Source organism: Alphaproteobacteria bacterium (assembly GCA_040216735.1).
In the GTDB taxonomy this organism is placed as follows: domain Bacteria; phylum Pseudomonadota; class Alphaproteobacteria; order SHVP01; family SHVP01; genus CALJDF01.
Genome location: JAVJOO010000002.1, coordinates 97865 through 114530, shown reverse-complemented (window position 1 = coordinate 114530; position 16666 = coordinate 97865). Strand labels below are relative to the sequence as shown.

Sequence of the window (16666 nt, the reverse complement as noted above, 5' to 3'; positions counted from 1 at the left end):
GATGGGCCGGGTGTTGGTGGCCGACGACGATCCGATCGTTGCCGAATTCATCCGCCGCGTGGTGGCCGGACGCGGCCACCGGGTCACGCTCGCGGCCGACGGTGCCGAAGCTGCCCGTGCGCTCGACCTTGCGCCCTACGATCTCGTGCTGGCCGATATCCGGATGCCGGTGCTCGATGGTATTTCGCTCGCGCTCCAGGCGTCGCTGGAACACCCCAATATCAAGATCGTGCTGATTACGGGATTTGCCGCGGAGCGCGACCGCGCGCGCGGGTTGGAGAAGATCGTCGCCGAGGTGGTGGCGAAACCGCTCACGCCGGACGAGCTTGGCGCGGTGATCGACCGCCACCTGCCGCCCGAGCTCTAGAAGCGACGCAGCAACCGGTCGAGGTAATCCAGTTCGAATTGCGGACGGCGGCGGTCGCCCGAACGCCGGTATAGTTCGCGCAGGATTTCGCGGGCCTGTTGGATGTCGAACTCGGTCGGTATTTCGACGCGGCTGTCGTCCAAAATGCCGAAGCCGTTTTGCGGTCGACCGAAGGGGTCGCGACCGGCGCGGGTAAAGGGGTTGGGCCCGTCGTCCAATCCGGGATCGGTGCCGAGGGCTTCTAGCATTTCGCGGATCACCGAGTTTGCACCCTGGCGAAGTTGATCGAGCGCATCGGTCATCGGATCGACCGCGTCGCCGGGGCGGCGGGCTTCGAGCTGGCCGCGGGCGTTGTCCATCGAGCGTTCCGCGCGGCCCAACGCGCCCGGAATATCGGCACCTTGTTCGCCGAGGCGGCGCATCATTTCGCCGAGCCTGCGGCGCAGTTCTTCCTGCCGCTCGGCAAGCGATTGTTGGTCGCCTTCGCCGGGCTGCTGGCCGTCCTGACCCGGCTGCTGTTGGCCGCGTTGGCCGCGCTGGGATTCCTGGTAGGTACGGTCGAGAAGTTCCTGCTGCATCCGCAAGAGGTCGTTCAGGTCGCGCAGCATTTCCTCGCCCTGGCTGCTGCCGTCGGGCATCTGGGCGACACGGCCGTCGCGCAGGGACTCGAGCAATTCGCGAAGTTGCGACAGCAGATCCCGCGCGGCGTCGCGGGCCCCGGTTTCGCTCAGGCGCTGGGCCTGATCGAGCAATTGCTGTAGCTGATCCTGTTCGAGGGCTTGGCCAGGCGGGATTTCCTGGTTGTCGCCGGCTTGCTGGTTTTGAAGCGCGCGTTCGGCCAAGGCTTGAAGGAATTTCTCCAGCGCATCGCGCACCTCCTGCATGCGCTGGTTGATCTCGGCATCGGTTGCGTTGGGATCGGCCAGCGCTTCCATCAGGCGGTCTTGGGCGGCGCGCAATTCCTGTTCGGCCAGCGACAGGGTGCCGTCCTCGATCCGGAGTGCGGTTTGCCACAGTAGGGCGCTGATCTCGTCGTCGCTCTCGGTCGACGGCGCGACGTTGCGCAAGCGCCATACCGCGCTGCGCAGGGCGAGGAAGGCGGTGGTGTCCTCGTAGTAGGCGCCGGGACGCGCGGAAAGCCGGCTGAGGCTGTCGGCGACCCGCTCGCGCCGGTCGGGGGCAAGCGCCAGGACCCGGCGCTGCTCGACGATTTCCTTGGCGACGGGATGTTTGAAGTCGCGCTCGGGCAGGATCAGCTCGATCTCCGAACTGACACCGCTTTGCTCGGCCTGATCGACCGCTTCGAGATGGATGATGACCGGCAGGCCGGCCCAAGGGTGCGGCGTCAGGTCGTGGAAACTGGTTTCGGCGATATCGGTACGGTCGCGCTGGGGCAGCGGCAGATCGAGCGCCATAGTGTCGTCGCTATCGGCGCGGCGAATATGGGCCTGGGCGCGGGCCACCCCGTAGTCGTCGTTGGCCGCGAAATCGAGCCGCAGCGCTTGGCGCACCGTCGCGACCGGTTCCTCGGTGTAGCGGATCGCCGGTATGCGGTCGGGCACGATGGCGATCGACCACTGGGCGATGGCGCGGTCGCGTTGCTCGAAGCGGATCGTCGCGCCGTCGGTCAGCGGGTACTCGACCTCGAAGTTCGATTTGTCGACGACGGTAAAGGCGGTTTGCGAGTCGTCGATACGCAGTTGCGGCAAGCCGCGTCCGCCGTGGATCCGCGCGAACAACACGCTCCCGGTCGGCACGTCGATGGTTTGGGCATCGCCCGCGGCGGTCTGTTGCAGAAAGATCGGCGGCTGGCCGGTGTAATCGGGCGGTGCGATCCATGCGTCAATTGTGACCCCACCCGCGCCGCCAACGCCGGCGAAGTCCGGCTGGAAGGCAAGTGCCATGCGGCGCGGGGCGTCGTCCCCGGCTGCGGCAAAGGCGGTGACGACGATCAACGCCACGATAATGCGCAAGCCCCAGGGGTCTGCAGCGCGTGCCAGCCCGGCCCGGGGCCATCCGACCTGCAGACGATCGAGGCTGCGGCGTGTACGCCGGGTGTGTTCCGCCCACAGCGCCGCCGAGGCGGCATCGCCGGAACCGGTGGCGAGGCGATCGTCGATGGTCGTCAGCGGTCGGTGGCGCAGGCCGCTTTCCTGTTCGAGCCGGCGTTTTGCCTGGCCGGCCCGGGGCAGCGCGACACGCCACAGGCCGTATCCGAGGGCACTCGCAATCGCGGCGGCGAAGGCAGCCATGAGGCCGAGGTGGAGCCACCCCGGCGTCACCGCCCAAACATCGAACAGCGACAGCGCTACGTAGATCAGGGCGATGGCGAGGGCCGGCCACAGGCTGGGCCACACCCTTTCCCACAGCAGGGCCGCAAGGGCGACGACCAAGCGCCAGCCGACGGTCGGCGGCATGGGGTGGGGTGTCTGAGGGTCGGGCGCTTCGGCGGTCATCGAACTCCCCGGAACGGAACCCTAAGGCGACAGCCAATCCGGAAGGGCGTTGGCGGCCAGAAGCTCTTCGTAGGTCTGACGCTTCCTGACAACCGCATGGGCCGTTCCCTTGACCATGACCTCAGGCACAAGTGGCCGCGCATTATAGGTCGAGGCCATCACGGCACCATAGGCCCCGGCCGAGCGCAGAACGAGTAAATCGTCCGCGAGCGGTGCGGCCATTTCCCGGTTTTCCGCTAAAACGTCGCCGGTTTCGCAGACCGGCCCGACAATATCGACGGTCTCCAAGGCGCCCTGGGCACGGACTTCGAGGACCGGCGCGACCGCATGGTGGGCGCCGTACAGCGTCGGGCGGATCAAATCGTTCATCGCCGCATCGGTGATGACGAAGACCTTGTGCGGGGTGCGCTTCACGTAAATCACGCGGGTCACCAAAATGCCCGCATTGGCGACGATCAGCCGGCCCGGCTCGAACATCAAGGTGCAGCCCAGGCCGGCGGTTACCCGCTTGACCATCGCACCGTAGTCGGCCGGGGTGGGCGGATCGGCGATCCCGTAGGGCACGCCCAGGCCGCCGCCGAGGTCGAGCCGCTCGATCGCATGGCCGTCACTGCGCAACTGGCGGACGGCGTCGGCCGCGATTCTGAACGCCGCTTCGAACGGCGCGAGCTGCGTCAATTGCGAGCCGATGTGAATCGCGACGCCGCGAACGGCGAGTCCGGGCTTTTCGGCTGCCGCGGCGAAGACGGCGCGGGCTTCGGGCCAGGGAATGCCGAACTTGTTGTCCTTGCGGCCGGTGGAGATCTTTTTGTGGGTCCCGGCGTCGACATCGGGATTGATTCGGATCGCGATATCGACGGTCGCGTTGCGCGCGCTTGCGACCTCGCTCAGGGCCTCAAGTTCAGGTTCGGATTCGACGTTGAATTGGAGAATGCCGGTATCGAGCGCGTAGGCCATTTCCTCGCGCGTCTTGCCGACGCCGGAGAACACGATCCGTTCGGGCGGGATGCCGGCGGCGCGGACCTTTCGTATCTCGCCGCCCGAGACTACGTCGGCGCCGGCGCCCGCGTCGGCCAGAGTGCGGATGACGGCGAGGTTGTCGTTGGCTTTGACGGCATAGAATATTTGCGCGTCGAGCCCCTTGAGCGCTTCGGCGAAGACCCGGTAGTGGCGCTGCAAGGTCGCGGTGGAATAGCAGTAGAACGGCGTGCCGACGGCAGCGGCGAGCTCCGGCAACGGCACGTCTTCGGCGTTCAGAACACCGTTCTTGTAGGTGAAATGATCCACGAAAGATCCTCCGCGCTCAGGAGCGCCGCTGTTCTTTTTTGTCCGGGGGCGGTTGCAGGTCGCCCTTTTTGCCGCACGACGACATCCCCGCGCCGAGCGCGGCGGCGATCACAAAGACGATGAGGAGACGGATCACGCCAACCGTGCGCGGAATGCCGCGATTTGTTCGCGCACACGGGTGGGCGCGGTGCCGCCATAGCTGTTGCGGCTGGCGACCGAGGACTCGACCGACAGAACGTCCAACACACCGGCCTCGAAGCGCGGATCGATCGCGCGCAGGTCGTCCAGTGTCAGCCCGGCCAGATCGGGGCAGCCCTTGGCCTCGGCTGTCCGTACCGCGCGGCCGGCAATTTCGTGGGCGTCGCGGAACGGCACGCCAGCTTCGCGCACGAGCCAATCGGCAAGATCGGTCGCGGTCGAAAAGCCCTGCGCGGCGGCGGCCCGCATTGCCGGGGCATGGACGCTCAGGTCGCGCACCATGCCGCTCATCGCGGCGACGGACAGTTCCAACGAATCGTAGGCATCGAAGACAGGTTCCTTGTCTTCTTGCATGTCCTTGAAATAGGTCAGGGGCAGTCCCTTCAGCGTGACCAATAGAGCGGTCAAGTCGCCGATAACGCGACCGCTTTTGCCGCGCACGAGTTCGGCAGCATCGGGATTGCGTTTTTGCGGCATCATCGAGGAGCCGGTGGAGAACGCATCCGACAGCGTGACGAAGCGGAACGGTGCGCTCATCCAAATAACGATTTCTTCAGCAAGGCGCGACAGGTGCACGGCGGCCAGCGAACAGGCGGCGAGGAACTCGATGGCGAAATCCCGGTCGGACACGGCGTCGAGCGAATTCGCCGCCGGCCGGTCGAACCCGAGCGCCGTGGCGGTCCGGTGCCGGTCGATCGGGAACGACGTGCCCGCGAGCGCGCCCGCCCCCAAGGGTGATTCGTTGAGCCGCGCCCGGGCGTCGCGCAACCGGCCGCGGTCGCGGTCGATCATTTCCGCATACGCCAACAGATGGTGGCCGAAGGTTACCGGCTGGGCGGTTTGCAGATGGGTAAAGCCCGGCATGATGGTTTCGGCATGCTCATCGGCACGGGCAAGCAAGCTATGCTGCAAGTCGGCCAGCCCTGCGTCGAGCCCGTCGATCGCATCGCGCACCCACAGCCGGAAATCCGTGGCAACCTGGTCGTTGCGCGAGCGTGCGGTATGGAGGCGCCCAGCAGGTTCGCCGATCAAGGCCTTGAGGCGGGCCTCGACGTTCATATGGATGTCTTCGAGCGCCGCGCTGAACGTGAAGGTGCCCGCGTCGATTTCGCCTTCGATGGTGTCGAGGCCGCCCAGGATGGCGGTGCCGTCGGCGGCCGGGATGATCCCGGCATCGACCAGCATTCGGCAGTGCGCCCGCGAGCCAGCGATGTCTTGCTTATAGAGCCGCCGGTCGACATCGATCGACGCATTGATCCGCGCCATGATCGCCGAGGGGCCCGCAGCGAACCGTCCGCCCCAAAGGGCGTTCGCGGAATCGGCTTTCTTTGGCGTCTTTGCGGTCATCGTCGGGCTCGTTGGTTCGCGGTCATCATACAGGCGCGCGAGTTGGCGCGGCTAGGGCGCAAGGCGCGCGCCCACCGGCAATTCAGGGCCTTGGGGGAGCGCTAGCGGGTGGGGACGGGGGTGTCGCCCGAGTAATCGTAGAAGCCGCGCCCGCTTTTCTTGCCGAGCCAGCCGGCCTCGACGTATTTCACCAGCAACGGGCAGGGGCGGTATTTCGAATCGGCGAGGCCCTCGTACAGTACCTGCATGATCGCGAGGCAGGTATCCAAACCGATAAAGTCGGCGAGTTCGAGCGGCCCCATCGGATGGTTCGCGCCGAGCTTCATGCTTGTGTCGATGGCTTCGACCGAGCCCACGCCCTCATAGAGGGTGTAGATCGCTTCGTTGACCATCGGCAGCAGGATCCGGTTGACGATAAACGCCGGGAAATCTTCGGATACCGCGGGAGTCTTCCCGAGCGCGATGGCCACCGCCTTGACCGCCTCGAAGGTCGGCACGTCGGTCGCGATGCCGCGGATCAGTTCGACCAACTCCATCACCGGCACGGGGTTCATGAAGTGCAGGCCGATGAACTTGTGCGGCCGGTCGGTGGTCGATGCGAGCCGGGTGATCGAGATCGACGATGTGTTGGTCGCGATCAACGCGTCGGGCCGAATCGCCGGACACAGCGCCTGGAATATCTTGCGCTTTGTCTCTTCGCTTTCGGTCGCGGCCTCGATCACAAGGTCGGCGTTCTTCAAGGGGCCGTAGTCGGTGCCGGTCGCAATGCGGGCGATCGCGGCGTCGCGGTCGCCCGACGCGATTTTCTCGCGGTTGACCTGCCGGTCCATGTTGCGCTTGATCGTGGCGAGCGCCTTGTCCAGTTGCTTTTGGTCGATGTCGATCAGTTTGACCGCATAGCCCGCCAGCGACGCCACATGGGCGATACCGCTGCCCATTTGGCCTGCGCCGATAATGCCGATTTCCTTGATGTCGACCATGGTGGTCTCGCTCTTGATCGTGACGGGCGCGTTCATCGTTCAGCTCGCTTTTTTGAGTTCTTCTTCGAGCTCGGGGACGAGCTTGAACAGATCGCCCACGATGCCGTAGTCGGCGACCTGGAAGATCGGCGCTTCCTCGTCCTTGTTGATCGCGACGATGACTTTGCTGTCCTTCATCCCGGCCAAATGCTGGATCGCGCCGGAAATGCCGACCGCGACGTAGAGGTCGGGGGCGACGATCTTGCCGGTTTGCCCGACCTGATAGTCGTTGGGCACAAAGCCGGCGTCGACCGCGGCGCGGCTGGCGCCGACGGCGGCGCCAAGCAAGTCCGCGACCTTTTCCAGCATCGCGAAGTTCTCGCCGTTCTGCATGCCGCGACCGCCGGAAATGATGACGCGGGCGCTGGTCAGTTCGGGCCGTTCGGACTTGGAGAGTTCCTGGCCGACGAAGCTCGACAGGCCGGGATCGTCCGCCGCCGCGACGTCTTCGACCGCGGCGCTTCCGCCTTCGGCCGCCGCGGCATCGAAGCCGGTCGCGCGGACGGTGATGATCTTGACCGAATCGCTCGATTGAACGGTTGCCATCGCATTACCGGCGTAGATCGGGCGGATAAAGGTATCCGCCGATTCGACCGCCACAATGTCGGAGATCTGTGCGACATCGAGCAACGCCGCGACCCGCGGCATGACGTTCTTACCGTTGGTCGTGGCCGGGGCCAGCACGGCGGCGTAGTTTGTGGCGAGACCGACCAGGAGCGGGGCCAAGGTTTCGGCCAGCGCATGCCCGTAGGCGGGCCCGTCGGCCTTCAACACCTTGGTGACGCCAGCGATCTTGGCGGCGGCGTCCGCGGCGGCGGCGCAATCCTGGCCGGCAACCAACACATGAACGTCGGCGTCGAGGGCGATGGCGGCGGTGACGGCACTCAGCGTTGCCGGCTTGACCGAATTGTTGTCGTGTTCGGCGAGGACAAGTACGGACATCAGATTACCTTTGCCTCGTTGCGGAGTTTGTTGACCAGTTCGGCGACCGACTCGACCTTGATGCCGGCTTCGCGCTTGGGCGGCTCCTCGACCTTCAGAGTCTTGAGACGCGGGGCGACGTCGACGCCGTAGTCGTCGGGGCTTTTTTCGTCGATCGGCTTTTTCTTGGCCTTCATGATGTTGGGCAGCGACGCATAGCGTGGCTCGTTCAAACGCAGGTCCGTGGTGACCACGATCGGCATTTTGAGCGAGACGGTCTCAAGGCCGCCGTCGACTTCGCGGGTGACCTTGGCGCTGTCGCCCTCAAGCACGATTTCGGAGGCAAAGGTGCCCTGCGCCCAACCCAGCAGTGCCGCCAGCATTTGACCGGTCTGGTTGCTGTCGTCGTCGATCGCCTGCTTGCCCAGAATGATCAGGTCGGGCTTTTCGGCATCGGCGATCGCCTTGAGCAGCTTGGCCACGGCCAGCGGCTGCAGTTCGGCGTCGGTCTTGACCAGGATGCCGCGATCGGCGCCCATCGCCAGCGCCGTGCGGATGGTTTCCTGCGCCTGTTGCGGGCCCATGGAAACAGCGACGATCTCCTCGGCCTTGTTGGCTTCTTTCAGCCGGACGGCCTCTTCGACGGCAATTTCGTCGAACGGATTCATCGACATTTTGACGTTGGCGAGTTCGACGCCGGATTTATCGGACTTCACGCGGATCTTGACGTTGTAGTCAACGACGCGCTTGACCGCGACGAGCACTTTCATCGTCGGTTCGCTCCCTCTTTTATGTTGACCCTGGATCGGTATCCGTGCCGGGCTGGGGTCAAGACCGGCCTGTCATTGTGTGCGGCGCAGCGTAGGCATTTTGCATGTGCGAAGTCAATCATATGACGGGTCCGTGACGCGCGGATTTGTGCCAAATTTACCGGTTTGCCCCGGGCCGCCACAGAATATCGCCGGCCCCTTTGTCGTTGAGATAGCGGGCGGCAACGAAAAATAAGTCCGATAAACGATTGAGATAGCGCACGGCCTCGGGATTGATCGGCGCCACGGCAGCAAGCTCGGTGGCGAGGCGTTCGGCACGGCGGCACACCGTGCGGGCCTGGTGCAGGTAGGCCGCAGCCGGCGTCCCGCCCGGCAGGACGAACGAGGTCAGCGGCGACAGGTCGGCGTTCATCGCGTCGATTTCCTGTTCCAGGCGGGTCACCTGGGCGGCGACGATGCGCAGGCTCGCGTCCGACATATCTTCGGAGGGATTGCCGAGATCGGCGCCGAGGTCGAACAAATCGTCCTGGATGCGCCCCAACAGGGCATCGGCGTCGCCCGTCGTGTGCAGCCGGACCAATCCGATCACGGCATTGGTTTCATCGACCGTGCCGAAGGCGGCAACGCGCAGGTCGTGCTTTGGCACGCGGTCGCCGCTGACCAGCGAGGTCTCCCCCTTGTCGCCGCCCCGGGTATAGATGCGCGTCAGTTTGACCATGGCGGGCTACGGGCTGGCTATTTGGTGAGAAGAAAGAGAACGAAGAACAGCACAACGCTGCCTTGGCTGATCAGGCGCGCGCGCATCAACAGGTTGCTGCGGCGGCGGTTCGCCTCGCCCGGCCGCGCCATCGTCAGGAGGCCGGCGAACAGCGACAGGACCACGGCGGCGAGACTGATCGCGAACAGAACGAAAAAAACCGTACTCATGGGGCGCTATCCGGTTGGGGCCCGCTGCCTCGCGGGCCGAACATGCTTCGGGGTCATACCACGCATGTCCGTACAACATAAGGCCGACGTTCCTGTGCGTATACCGCGCCGGTCCGGCGTTCTACAATGATTCTCCCGCCATGCTCGAACGTGGCGTCCCCGCCGCGCTACCGGCTGAGGCCACCCTCCAACGCGGCCGGTTCAGAAAGGACATTCTAAGCGCTCATGACATGGCATCCCGCGCTTATTATCGCCTTTCTTACCGGCTTGATCGCGACCGGCCACATTTCGACAAACATCTACGCGCCGTCGTTGCCGTCGATGGTCGATTATTTCGGCACCGACGCTGGCAGCGTGCAGATGACGATCAGCATCTACATGGCCGCGTTTGCCGTGGGCCAGTTGATTTACGGACCGTTGTCGGATCGCTTTGGGCGGCGCCCGGTGTTGTTGGGCGGGCTCATCATTTTCGTGGTGACCACGATTCTGCTCATCGTCTTGCCCAGCGTGTACCGATCGATCGACCTGTTGATCGTCGGGCGCGGGTTACAGGCGCTCGGCGCCTGTTCGGGCCCGGTGGTGGCGCGGGCAATCATGCGCGACATGTATTCGCGCGAAGAAACAGCCAAGGTGATGGCCTACATCGCCCTGGCGATGGGGCTGGCGCCGGCCTTCGCGCCGGTCTTGGGCGGCTATCTCGAAGAATGGTTTGATTGGCGCGCGTCGTTCGCCGCGGTCCTGGTGTTCACGCTGGCGGTGTTCGTGGCCGCGCTGAAAATGCCTGAGACCAACAAGCACCGCGAGGCCAACGCCGCGCAGCGCCCGATCACCTTGATCACCAACTACGGCGTCCTACTGCGCTCACCGGTCTATTGGAGCTTCGTCGGCGTCGGCTCGTTGGTGTTCGGGGCGATGTTCGCGTTCCAAGTCGGCGCCCCCTTCGCGGTCATCGAGGTTCTGGGATATTCGCCCTCCGCCTATGGCTGGTTCTCGGTTTCCGGAATCGGCGGTTACATGGTGGGGTCGTGGGTCACCAGCCGGATCGCCGATCGGGTCGGGGTCGACCGCATGGTGCCGCTTGGGGTGACCCTGGTGATGATCGGCGCGGTGATCTTCTTGGCCCTTGGCATCGCCGGTGTGGTGAATATTTGGAGCCTGTTCGGCCCGCTTGCTTTCATGGCCTTCGGCATGGCGATCTTGTTCCCGAGTACCTTGGCCGGCTCGATCAGCGTGTTTCCGCAGATCGCGGGCGCCGCCGCGGCGCTCTACGGATTCATTCAAATGGTCACGGCAGCGGTGGCGATCACGGTTGTCGGCCTGCTCGCCGACGGCACGCCGATGCCGATGATCTGGATCGTATCGGTGACCATGATCGTGGCCTTCGCAGTCGCGATGGTCGGCGGCCCCGGGCGCAAGCGCAGCCCCGTTCACACCCCCGGCGAATAGCGGCGGGACCGACACCGTGCAAGAACGCGTACCGCTGTTGATCTTCCTGATGGTCTGTTTGATGACCGTCGCCTACAGCACCATCGGCATCTACACCCCGGCAATGCCCGCGATCGCCGCCCATTTCGGCGCGACGCCGGGCGAGGTGCAGCTCACCTTCAGCACCTATTTGGTGGCCTTCTCGTTCGGGCAACTGGTCTATGGCCCGCTCTCGGACCGCTACGGCAGGCGCCCGGCGATCCTCGCGGGCCTAGCGATCTACGTTCTAGGCAGCGCGATGTCAGCCCTATCGACGTCGATCGAAATGCTGATCGTGGCGCGCGCCGTTCAGGCCTTCGGCGGATGCGCCGGGCCGGTGCTGGCGCGGGCGATCATGCGCGATCTGTTCGACCGCGACGAGGGCGCGCGCTTGATGGCTTTCGTTGCGATGGTGATGGGCGTCGCACCGGCCTTCGCGCCGGTGCTGGGCGGGTATCTCCAGGTGGCCTTCGGCTGGGAATCGATCTTCTGGGTGCTGACCGGCGTCGGCGGTCTGGTGCTGGTGTTGTTCGTCGTATTGCTCAAGGAGACGCGGCCGGGGAGCGATCGGGGCGTCGGCGGCAGCATCCTCACCATGCTGATGGTCTATCCGCGTCTGCTGCGCTCCAGGGCCTTCGTCGGTCACACGCTCACGGCGGGTTTCGCGATGGCGACCATCTTCGTTTATATCGCCTCGGCCCCGTTCGTGTTCATCGAACTGTTGGGCGTGCCGCCGGACCTTTACGGCTGGTATTCGCTGATCCCGACGTTCTTCAACCTTGGGGGCGCGGCCTTTGCCACGCGCTACACGGTGCGGCTTGGCGCCGAGCGGATGATCCTGTTCGGCTCGGTCTTGGTATTTGCAGGGGCGATGGCGATGGTGGGGCTCGCGCTGGCCGGCTTCCTGACCATCTTGGCGATGGTCGGGCCGATGTCGGTCGTGGCCTTCGGATTATCCAACGTGTTCCCGAGCGCGGCGCAAAGCGCGGTCAGCGTCGCGACGCGCCAAGCCGGGGCCGCGTCTTCGTTGAATGGCTTTATCACCATGCTCGTGGCCTCGGTTGCCGTGGTTGTGGTCGGCGTGTTGCCATCGGGGAGCGATCAAATGCCGATGGCGATGGTCGTCGGCGCGATGGGTGTCCTGACCATGGTCGCGTTGGTTTTGACCCGGCGATTCGGCGCATCGGCGCCGGTCGGCGAGTAGCGCCTCTAGCGTTGGAGGCGGGCCCGGATGGCTTCCGGCGTTTCCCCTGCCGCGCGCAACGCGCGCAGGGTCACCGCGCCGTCGCGTTTGGCATAGCGGGCGCCCGAATCGTCGGTCAACAGCCGGTGATGGGCGTAGCGCGGCGGCGCGTAGCCGAGCAGATCCTGCAACAGCCGGTGGATGTGGGTCGCCTCCAATAGGTCTTCGCCGCGGGTGACCAACGTAATGCCTTGGAGATGGTCGTCGACCGTCACCGCGAGGTGATAGCTGGTCGGGGCGTCCTTGCGGGCAACCACGACGTCGCCGAACTTTTCCGGGTGCGCGGTTATGCGGCCGCGGGAGTCGTCCTCGAACCAAAGGTTCGGGCTGGCGGTGGCGCGGGCCTTGGCGACATCCAAGCGCAAAGCGAAGGGCGCCCCGGCGGCGCGGCGCGCGGCGGCTGTATTGGGGTCCAGGCCGCGGCAGGTGCCGGGATAGACCGGCCCGTCGGGTCCATGCGGCGCGGCCGGGCTGGCAGCGATTTCGCGACGAATATCGGCACGGGTACAGAAGCAGGGATAGATCAGTCCCCCCGCGTCGAGCGCAGCCAGGGCCGCGGCATAGTCGTCGATATGGTCGGACTGGCGGCGCACAGGTTCGGGCCAGTGCAGCCCGAGCCACCGCAAATCCTCGACGATCGCGGTCTCGAATTCGGGGCGGCACCGGCTTGGGTCGATGTCTTCGATCCGCAGCAGCATGACGCCGCCCAACCGGTGCGCGGCCGCGGCTGCCGTCAAGGCAGCGAAGGCGTGGCCGAGGTGCAAGTACCCAGTTGGGCTGGGGGCAAAGCGGGTCCGCGTGGGCGCGATCATCGCGCACAGTATGCCGCTGCGTTCGATGGCGCGCGAGCGCCGGATAAGGAGTGCGCGAGCGCCGGATCGGCGGGGTCACGTCCGTGTGTTTGGCACCGAACAATACGAGGGGCGCGCGGTTTGCCGCGTTAGAATAGTGTTGTGGCGCAACACTAAGGATCGAAGAGCCGGATGAGCGAAACCAACGGGCGCGGACGGCGCACCTATTCCATCACCGTCACCCTCGCGGCCGCGATCAGCAGTTTGGTGTTTGTCGGCGTCCTGAGCGTTCTCGTCCTAGGCCTGACCTCGGCGCAGCGCAACACCTTCGCGCTGCTCGAAGCCCGCGCGACAGATACGATTTCGAATTTGCTGCTGCGGGTGCGGCAAGAACTCTCGCCAGCGACCGCGCAGGTGCGGTTCCTACATGACCGGATCCTGTCCCCCGAGATGGACTATACGGACACCGCGCGAATGACCGACCTGCTGACCGGTGCGTTGGCGGGGGCGCCGCAGGTTTTTGGCGTCGGATTCATCTACAACGACATGAAAGTGCTCAACGTAACGCGCCAAGGCGGTCAACCCGTGCCGAGCATGAGCGATCTTTCGGCCCTGCCGTTGGCCCAGCGCGCCGCCCAGGAGTACGCCGACAAAAGCGGGGTCTTTTGGGGCGAATTGATCCCGGCGCCCGACGATTTCAACGCGACGTTCATCAACTTGCGGATGCCGGTCCAGCGCGACGGCGAATACCTCGGATTGCTGGTCGCCGTCGTGTCGGTGTCGCGGCTGTCGCAGTTCGTCCAGACCCTGGCGATGGGGAATGGTAGCGAGGCGTTCATCCTGTACGGACCCCAGCATGTTCTTGCCCACCCGGCGCTCACCGATGGCTTCATGCGCGGCCTGCGCGGCAACCGTCAGGGCGTCGACCGATTGCTGCCCAGGCTCGAAGATGTCAACGACCCGGTCCTCGCGGCGATCTGGGGCGGCGGCAGTGGTCCGGAGGATGTCATCCGTCTCGGCGGCCCGCGCGCCGCGGTGGCGGCGACGGTCGGCCATTCCCAGGTGGTGGAAGGTGCCCGCTATCTCTATTCGTACCGTCAGGTCGACGACCTGGGTGATACGCCGTGGTACGTCGGTCTGTATCTTCCCGCCGCCAGCTTCGCAGCTGAAATCCAACGATTGATCATGGCGGCGGTCGCAGGCGTGGCGGTCCTGGTCCTGTCGTTGATCGCGTCGATTGTGATCGGGCGACGGATTGCCCGGCCAATCAAGCGGATTGCCGCGGCAGCCAATACGATTTCGGACCTTCGCCTCGACGCCGTGAGCGATCTGCCCGCGTCGCGGATTAGGGAACTCGACGACCAGGCGCGTGCGTTCAACAGTATGGTCAACGGGTTACGTTGGTTTCAGAACTACGTTCCCCGCCGATTGGTCAAACGCCTGCTCGAAGAACAGGACAAGACCGGGGGGCTGAAGTCGCTAACCCGCGAGGTAACGGTGATCTTCACCGATATCGCCGGCTTCACCGCGCAATCCGAAGCGATGGACGCCGAAGAAGTCGCGGCCCTCCTGAACGATCATTTCAGCGACGTCAGTGCTGCGGTCGAAGCCGAGGACGGCACTATCGACAAGTATATCGGCGATTCAGTCATGGCGTTCTGGGGCGCCCCGCACCGCCAGCCCGACCACGCCCGGCGTGCGGCGCGCGCCGTCGTCGCGATGGCCGAGCGCATCCGCGCGCGCAACCGCGACCGCGCCGCGCGCGGATTGCCGCCGATCCGGGTTCGGATCGGGGTGCATTCGGGTGAAGTTGTCGTCGGCAACATCGGGGCGCCGGGCCGGATCAATTACACCATCGTCGGCGATGCGGTGAACATCGGCTCGCGCCTAGAGCAATTGTGCAAAGACGTCGCGCCCGATGCCGAAGTGGTCGCGCTGCTGAGCGCCGCGACGGCGGGGCAGCTCGGCGACGACATTGCGCGCAAGCCAGTCGGGGCCTGGACCTTGCGCGGCCGGGAGGGCGCGGTCGAGGTCTATCGCTTGGTCTGAGCCCGCCGCGGCGCCGTCACAAAACGGCAACCGCTTGACAATATGCAGGCCACAAGATGTTGTTATGCCCAGGTTGCATTTTGATTTCGTGCAATTGGGGAGCCCAGTGACACCTGCTCTTGAGTCCTGTCAGTCCCTCGTCCTCAACGCCGATTACCGGCCGTTGAGTTACTTCCCCCTGTCCCTGTGGCCTTGGCAAGAATCGGTCAAGGCGGTTTTCATGGACCGGGTCGACATCGTGTCGGTCTACGACCGCGCGGTGCACTCGCCGACGCTGAGCCTCAAAGTTCCCAGCGTGGTGGCGTTGAAGCATTACGTGCCGCCGGCGCGTCATCCGGCCTTTACCCGGTTCAATGTGTTCCTACGCGATCGGTTCAGTTGCCAATATTGCGGCACCTCGAACGACCTGACGTTCGATCATTTGATCCCCCGCTCGCGCGGCGGCCGAACGACGTGGGACAACGTTGTGGCGGCCTGCTCGCCCTGCAACCTCGCCAAGGGCGGCAAGCTCGAAGACGAATGCGCGATGCACCCCCGCCAGCGCCCGCACCGGCCGACGGTGAGCGATCTGCAAAAAAACGGCCGCGCCTTTCCGCCGAACTATCTGCACGATAGCTGGCACGACTTTCTCTACTGGGATTCCGAACTGGAACCCTAGGCCGAGGCCTAGTTTGTTTTGGTCCCTAACACGCAGCCTGCCCTGGTGGTCAGGCGAGGGCACCTAAACCCGTTCGCTGAGCCAGATCGCGAGTTTGGTACCGGACTTGATGGCGCGGCGCATCGGCTCGTAGAGGGCGGCGCGTTCGGCGCCGGCCTCGATCGCGGTGTCGCGGTGGTCGATCTCGTCGGCGCGGGCGGCGACGATCAGGTCGCGCAGGTCTTTCTCGTCTTCGCCGAGGTACGCGGCTTGCGCGGCATAGTGTTCGTCGATGGCTTCCTCGACCGCGACTGTGCAGGCCATCGCGACGCGTTCTCCCATCAGCGCGGTCCCGGCGCCAAGTGCGAAGCCAGCGAGGTGCCAGAGCGGTTGCAGGGCAGTCGGGCGCACCCGGCGGTCGTTGAGCATGGCGTCGAAATCGCGCAGGTGCGTGGCTTCCTGGTCGGCCATGTGGCGGATCGTCTCGCCCGCAGGCGTTTTGCCCAGTACCGCGAGTTGTCCTTCGTAGATTCGTTTGGCGCCGTACTCACCGGCCTGATCGACGCGCACGATGCGCGCGATCATCTCGGCGACGGTGGGGTCGCCCGGCAGGCGGGTTTCGCCGGTGGTCTTGTTGGGGGGTGGCAGATCGTCGTGCATCGGCCCTAGTCTAGGCCGCCGCGGGCCGGTGCGCCACGGCACGGGCCAGGACCGCGCTTAGCCCGGCGAGGCCCAGCGAAATCGCCACGTTGAAACCCGCCAGGGAAATCCCGAACAGGGTCCAGGCGGGCCGGTCGCAGCGCACGATGGGTTGATCCAGCAGGCGCGTGCGCAATTCCTCCATTGAGAGGCCGCGCGCATTGAGGCCGCCGCCGCAGGCATTGGTGCCGGGCCACCATTGCTGTTCGACCCCGACATGGTACCCAGCCAAAACGGCACCGCCGACAAAAACCAGCGCGATCAGGACGAACAGGGCGCTCACGGTCCGCTGCGCGCCCGGATCATTGGATAGGCTGAGGGCGAGAACGGCGAAGCCGATGGCGAAGTAGTAGGGCCAGCGCTGGGCGAAACACAGCGCGCAAGGATAAAGGCCGCCGACGTATTGGAACAGGAGGGCACCCCCCAGCGTCGCCGCGCAGGCCGCGATCACAAGCCAGGCTGCGCGGGCGGGCGAAACCGCCGTCACCGCA

General features: G+C 65.3%; 16 protein-coding genes. 5 read left to right on the top strand and 11 right to left on the bottom strand.

Features of this window, described 5'->3' with window-relative positions:
- Window position 1 precedes the first annotated feature (1 nt).
- Window positions 2–367, top strand: a complete 366-nt coding sequence (locus RID42_01680; GenBank protein ID MEQ8246369.1) for a response regulator — start codon at window positions 2–4, stop codon at window positions 365–367.
- Here RID42_01680 and RID42_01675 read toward each other — a convergent pair.
- From RID42_01675 to RID42_01640, 8 genes are all read right to left on the bottom strand, one after another.
- Complete coding sequence (locus RID42_01675) at window positions 364–2823, bottom strand: TIGR02302 family protein (protein MEQ8246368.1); 2460 nt, start codon at window positions 2821–2823, stop codon at window positions 364–366. The two genes, RID42_01680 and RID42_01675, sit on opposite strands and share 4 nt — an antisense overlap.
- 21 nt (window positions 2824–2844) lie before the next feature.
- Window positions 2845–4110: a diaminopimelate decarboxylase gene (lysA, locus tag RID42_01670; protein ID MEQ8246367.1), complete on the bottom strand. Its 1266-nt coding sequence runs from the start codon at window positions 4108–4110 to the stop codon at window positions 2845–2847.
- 132 nt (window positions 4111–4242) lie between these two features.
- Window positions 4243–5655 (bottom strand): argininosuccinate lyase, encoded by a 1413-nt coding sequence (gene argH, locus RID42_01665; GenBank protein ID MEQ8246366.1) that lies wholly within the window; start codon window positions 5653–5655, stop codon window positions 4243–4245.
- Between the two features lie 101 nt (window positions 5656–5756).
- The gene (locus tag RID42_01660; protein MEQ8246365.1) at window positions 5757–6635 is read right to left on the bottom strand and encodes a 3-hydroxybutyryl-CoA dehydrogenase; all 879 of its coding nucleotides are present in this window, start codon (window positions 6633–6635) and stop codon (window positions 5757–5759) included.
- Between the two features lie 39 nt (window positions 6636–6674).
- Window positions 6675–7616, bottom strand: coding sequence for an FAD-binding protein (locus RID42_01655; GenBank protein ID MEQ8246364.1), 942 nt, complete (start codon window positions 7614–7616; stop codon window positions 6675–6677).
- On the bottom strand, window positions 7616–8365 hold the full coding sequence (locus RID42_01650; GenBank protein ID MEQ8246363.1) for an electron transfer flavoprotein subunit beta/FixA family protein: 750 nt from the start codon (window positions 8363–8365) through the stop codon (window positions 7616–7618). Before RID42_01650 ends, RID42_01655 begins: the two co-directional genes overlap by 1 nt.
- A gap of 157 nt (window positions 8366–8522) precedes the next feature.
- Window positions 8523–9083 carry a cob(I)yrinic acid a,c-diamide adenosyltransferase gene (locus RID42_01645; GenBank protein MEQ8246362.1) on the bottom strand — a complete coding sequence of 187 codons (561 nt, stop codon included), beginning with the start codon at window positions 9081–9083 and terminating at the stop codon, window positions 8523–8525.
- Window positions 9084–9100: 17 nt separating this feature from the next.
- Complete coding sequence (locus tag RID42_01640) at window positions 9101–9292, bottom strand: twin transmembrane helix small protein (protein MEQ8246361.1); 192 nt, start codon at window positions 9290–9292, stop codon at window positions 9101–9103.
- 225 nt (window positions 9293–9517) lie between these two features.
- Here RID42_01640 and RID42_01635 point away from each other — a divergent pair, with 225 nt between their 5' ends.
- Window positions 9518–10738: a multidrug effflux MFS transporter gene (locus RID42_01635; GenBank protein ID MEQ8246360.1), complete on the top strand. Its 1221-nt coding sequence runs from the start codon at window positions 9518–9520 to the stop codon at window positions 10736–10738.
- Window positions 10739–10754: 16 nt separating this feature from the next.
- Window positions 10755–11960, top strand: a complete 1206-nt coding sequence (locus RID42_01630; protein ID MEQ8246359.1) for a multidrug effflux MFS transporter — start codon at window positions 10755–10757, stop codon at window positions 11958–11960.
- A 5-nt stretch (window positions 11961–11965) separates the two neighbouring features.
- Here the strand turns inward: RID42_01630 and gluQRS are convergent, their stop codons facing one another.
- The gene (gene gluQRS / locus RID42_01625) at window positions 11966–12811 is read right to left on the bottom strand and encodes a tRNA glutamyl-Q(34) synthetase GluQRS (protein ID MEQ8246358.1); all 846 of its coding nucleotides are present in this window, start codon (window positions 12809–12811) and stop codon (window positions 11966–11968) included.
- A gap of 171 nt (window positions 12812–12982) precedes the next feature.
- Between gluQRS and RID42_01620 the strand changes: the two genes are divergently transcribed.
- Window positions 12983–14839 (top strand): adenylate/guanylate cyclase domain-containing protein, encoded by a 1857-nt coding sequence (locus tag RID42_01620; GenBank protein ID MEQ8246357.1) that lies wholly within the window; start codon window positions 12983–12985, stop codon window positions 14837–14839.
- A 106-nt stretch (window positions 14840–14945) separates the two neighbouring features.
- Entirely contained in the window at window positions 14946–15497 is a 552-nt protein-coding gene (locus RID42_01615; GenBank protein MEQ8246356.1) for an HNH endonuclease, read from the top strand.
- A gap of 63 nt (window positions 15498–15560) precedes the next feature.
- Here the strand turns inward: RID42_01615 and RID42_01610 are convergent, their stop codons facing one another.
- Both RID42_01610 and RID42_01605 read right to left on the bottom strand, forming a co-directional pair.
- A complete protein-coding gene (locus tag RID42_01610; protein ID MEQ8246355.1) occupies window positions 15561–16136 on the bottom strand; it encodes a demethoxyubiquinone hydroxylase family protein in 576 nt (191 codons plus the stop codon).
- A gap of 10 nt (window positions 16137–16146) precedes the next feature.
- A complete protein-coding gene (locus RID42_01605) occupies window positions 16147–16662 on the bottom strand; it encodes a disulfide bond formation protein B (protein MEQ8246354.1) in 516 nt (171 codons plus the stop codon).
- Between the last annotated feature and the right edge of the window lie 4 nt (window positions 16663–16666).

Bases quoted from the DNA above. Each gene is read 5' to 3' on its own strand.
- RID42_01680 (MEQ8246369.1), top strand. From the start codon at position 2: ATGGGCCGGGTGTTGGTGGCCGACGACGATCCGATCGTTGCCGAATTC.
- RID42_01675 (MEQ8246368.1), bottom strand. From the start codon at position 2,823: ATGACCGCCGAAGCGCCCGACCCTCAGACACCCCACCCCATGCCGCCG.
- argH (MEQ8246366.1), bottom strand. From the start codon at position 5,655: ATGACCGCAAAGACGCCAAAGAAAGCCGATTCCGCGAACGCCCTTTGG.
- RID42_01660 (MEQ8246365.1), bottom strand. From the start codon at position 6,635: ATGGTCGACATCAAGGAAATCGGCATTATCGGCGCAGGCCAAATGGGC.
- RID42_01655 (MEQ8246364.1), bottom strand. From the start codon at position 7,616: ATGTCCGTACTTGTCCTCGCCGAACACGACAACAATTCGGTCAAGCCG.
- RID42_01650 (MEQ8246363.1), bottom strand. From the start codon at position 8,365: ATGAAAGTGCTCGTCGCGGTCAAGCGCGTCGTTGACTACAACGTCAAG.
- RID42_01645 (MEQ8246362.1), bottom strand. From the start codon at position 9,083: ATGGTCAAACTGACGCGCATCTATACCCGGGGCGGCGACAAGGGGGAG.
- RID42_01640 (MEQ8246361.1), bottom strand. From the start codon at position 9,292: ATGAGTACGGTTTTTTTCGTTCTGTTCGCGATCAGTCTCGCCGCCGTG.
- RID42_01635 (MEQ8246360.1), top strand. From the start codon at position 9,518: ATGACATGGCATCCCGCGCTTATTATCGCCTTTCTTACCGGCTTGATC.
- gluQRS (MEQ8246358.1), bottom strand. From the start codon at position 12,811: ATGATCGCGCCCACGCGGACCCGCTTTGCCCCCAGCCCAACTGGGTAC.
- RID42_01620 (MEQ8246357.1), top strand. From the start codon at position 12,983: ATGAGCGAAACCAACGGGCGCGGACGGCGCACCTATTCCATCACCGTC.
- RID42_01610 (MEQ8246355.1), bottom strand. From the start codon at position 16,136: ATGCACGACGATCTGCCACCCCCCAACAAGACCACCGGCGAAACCCGC.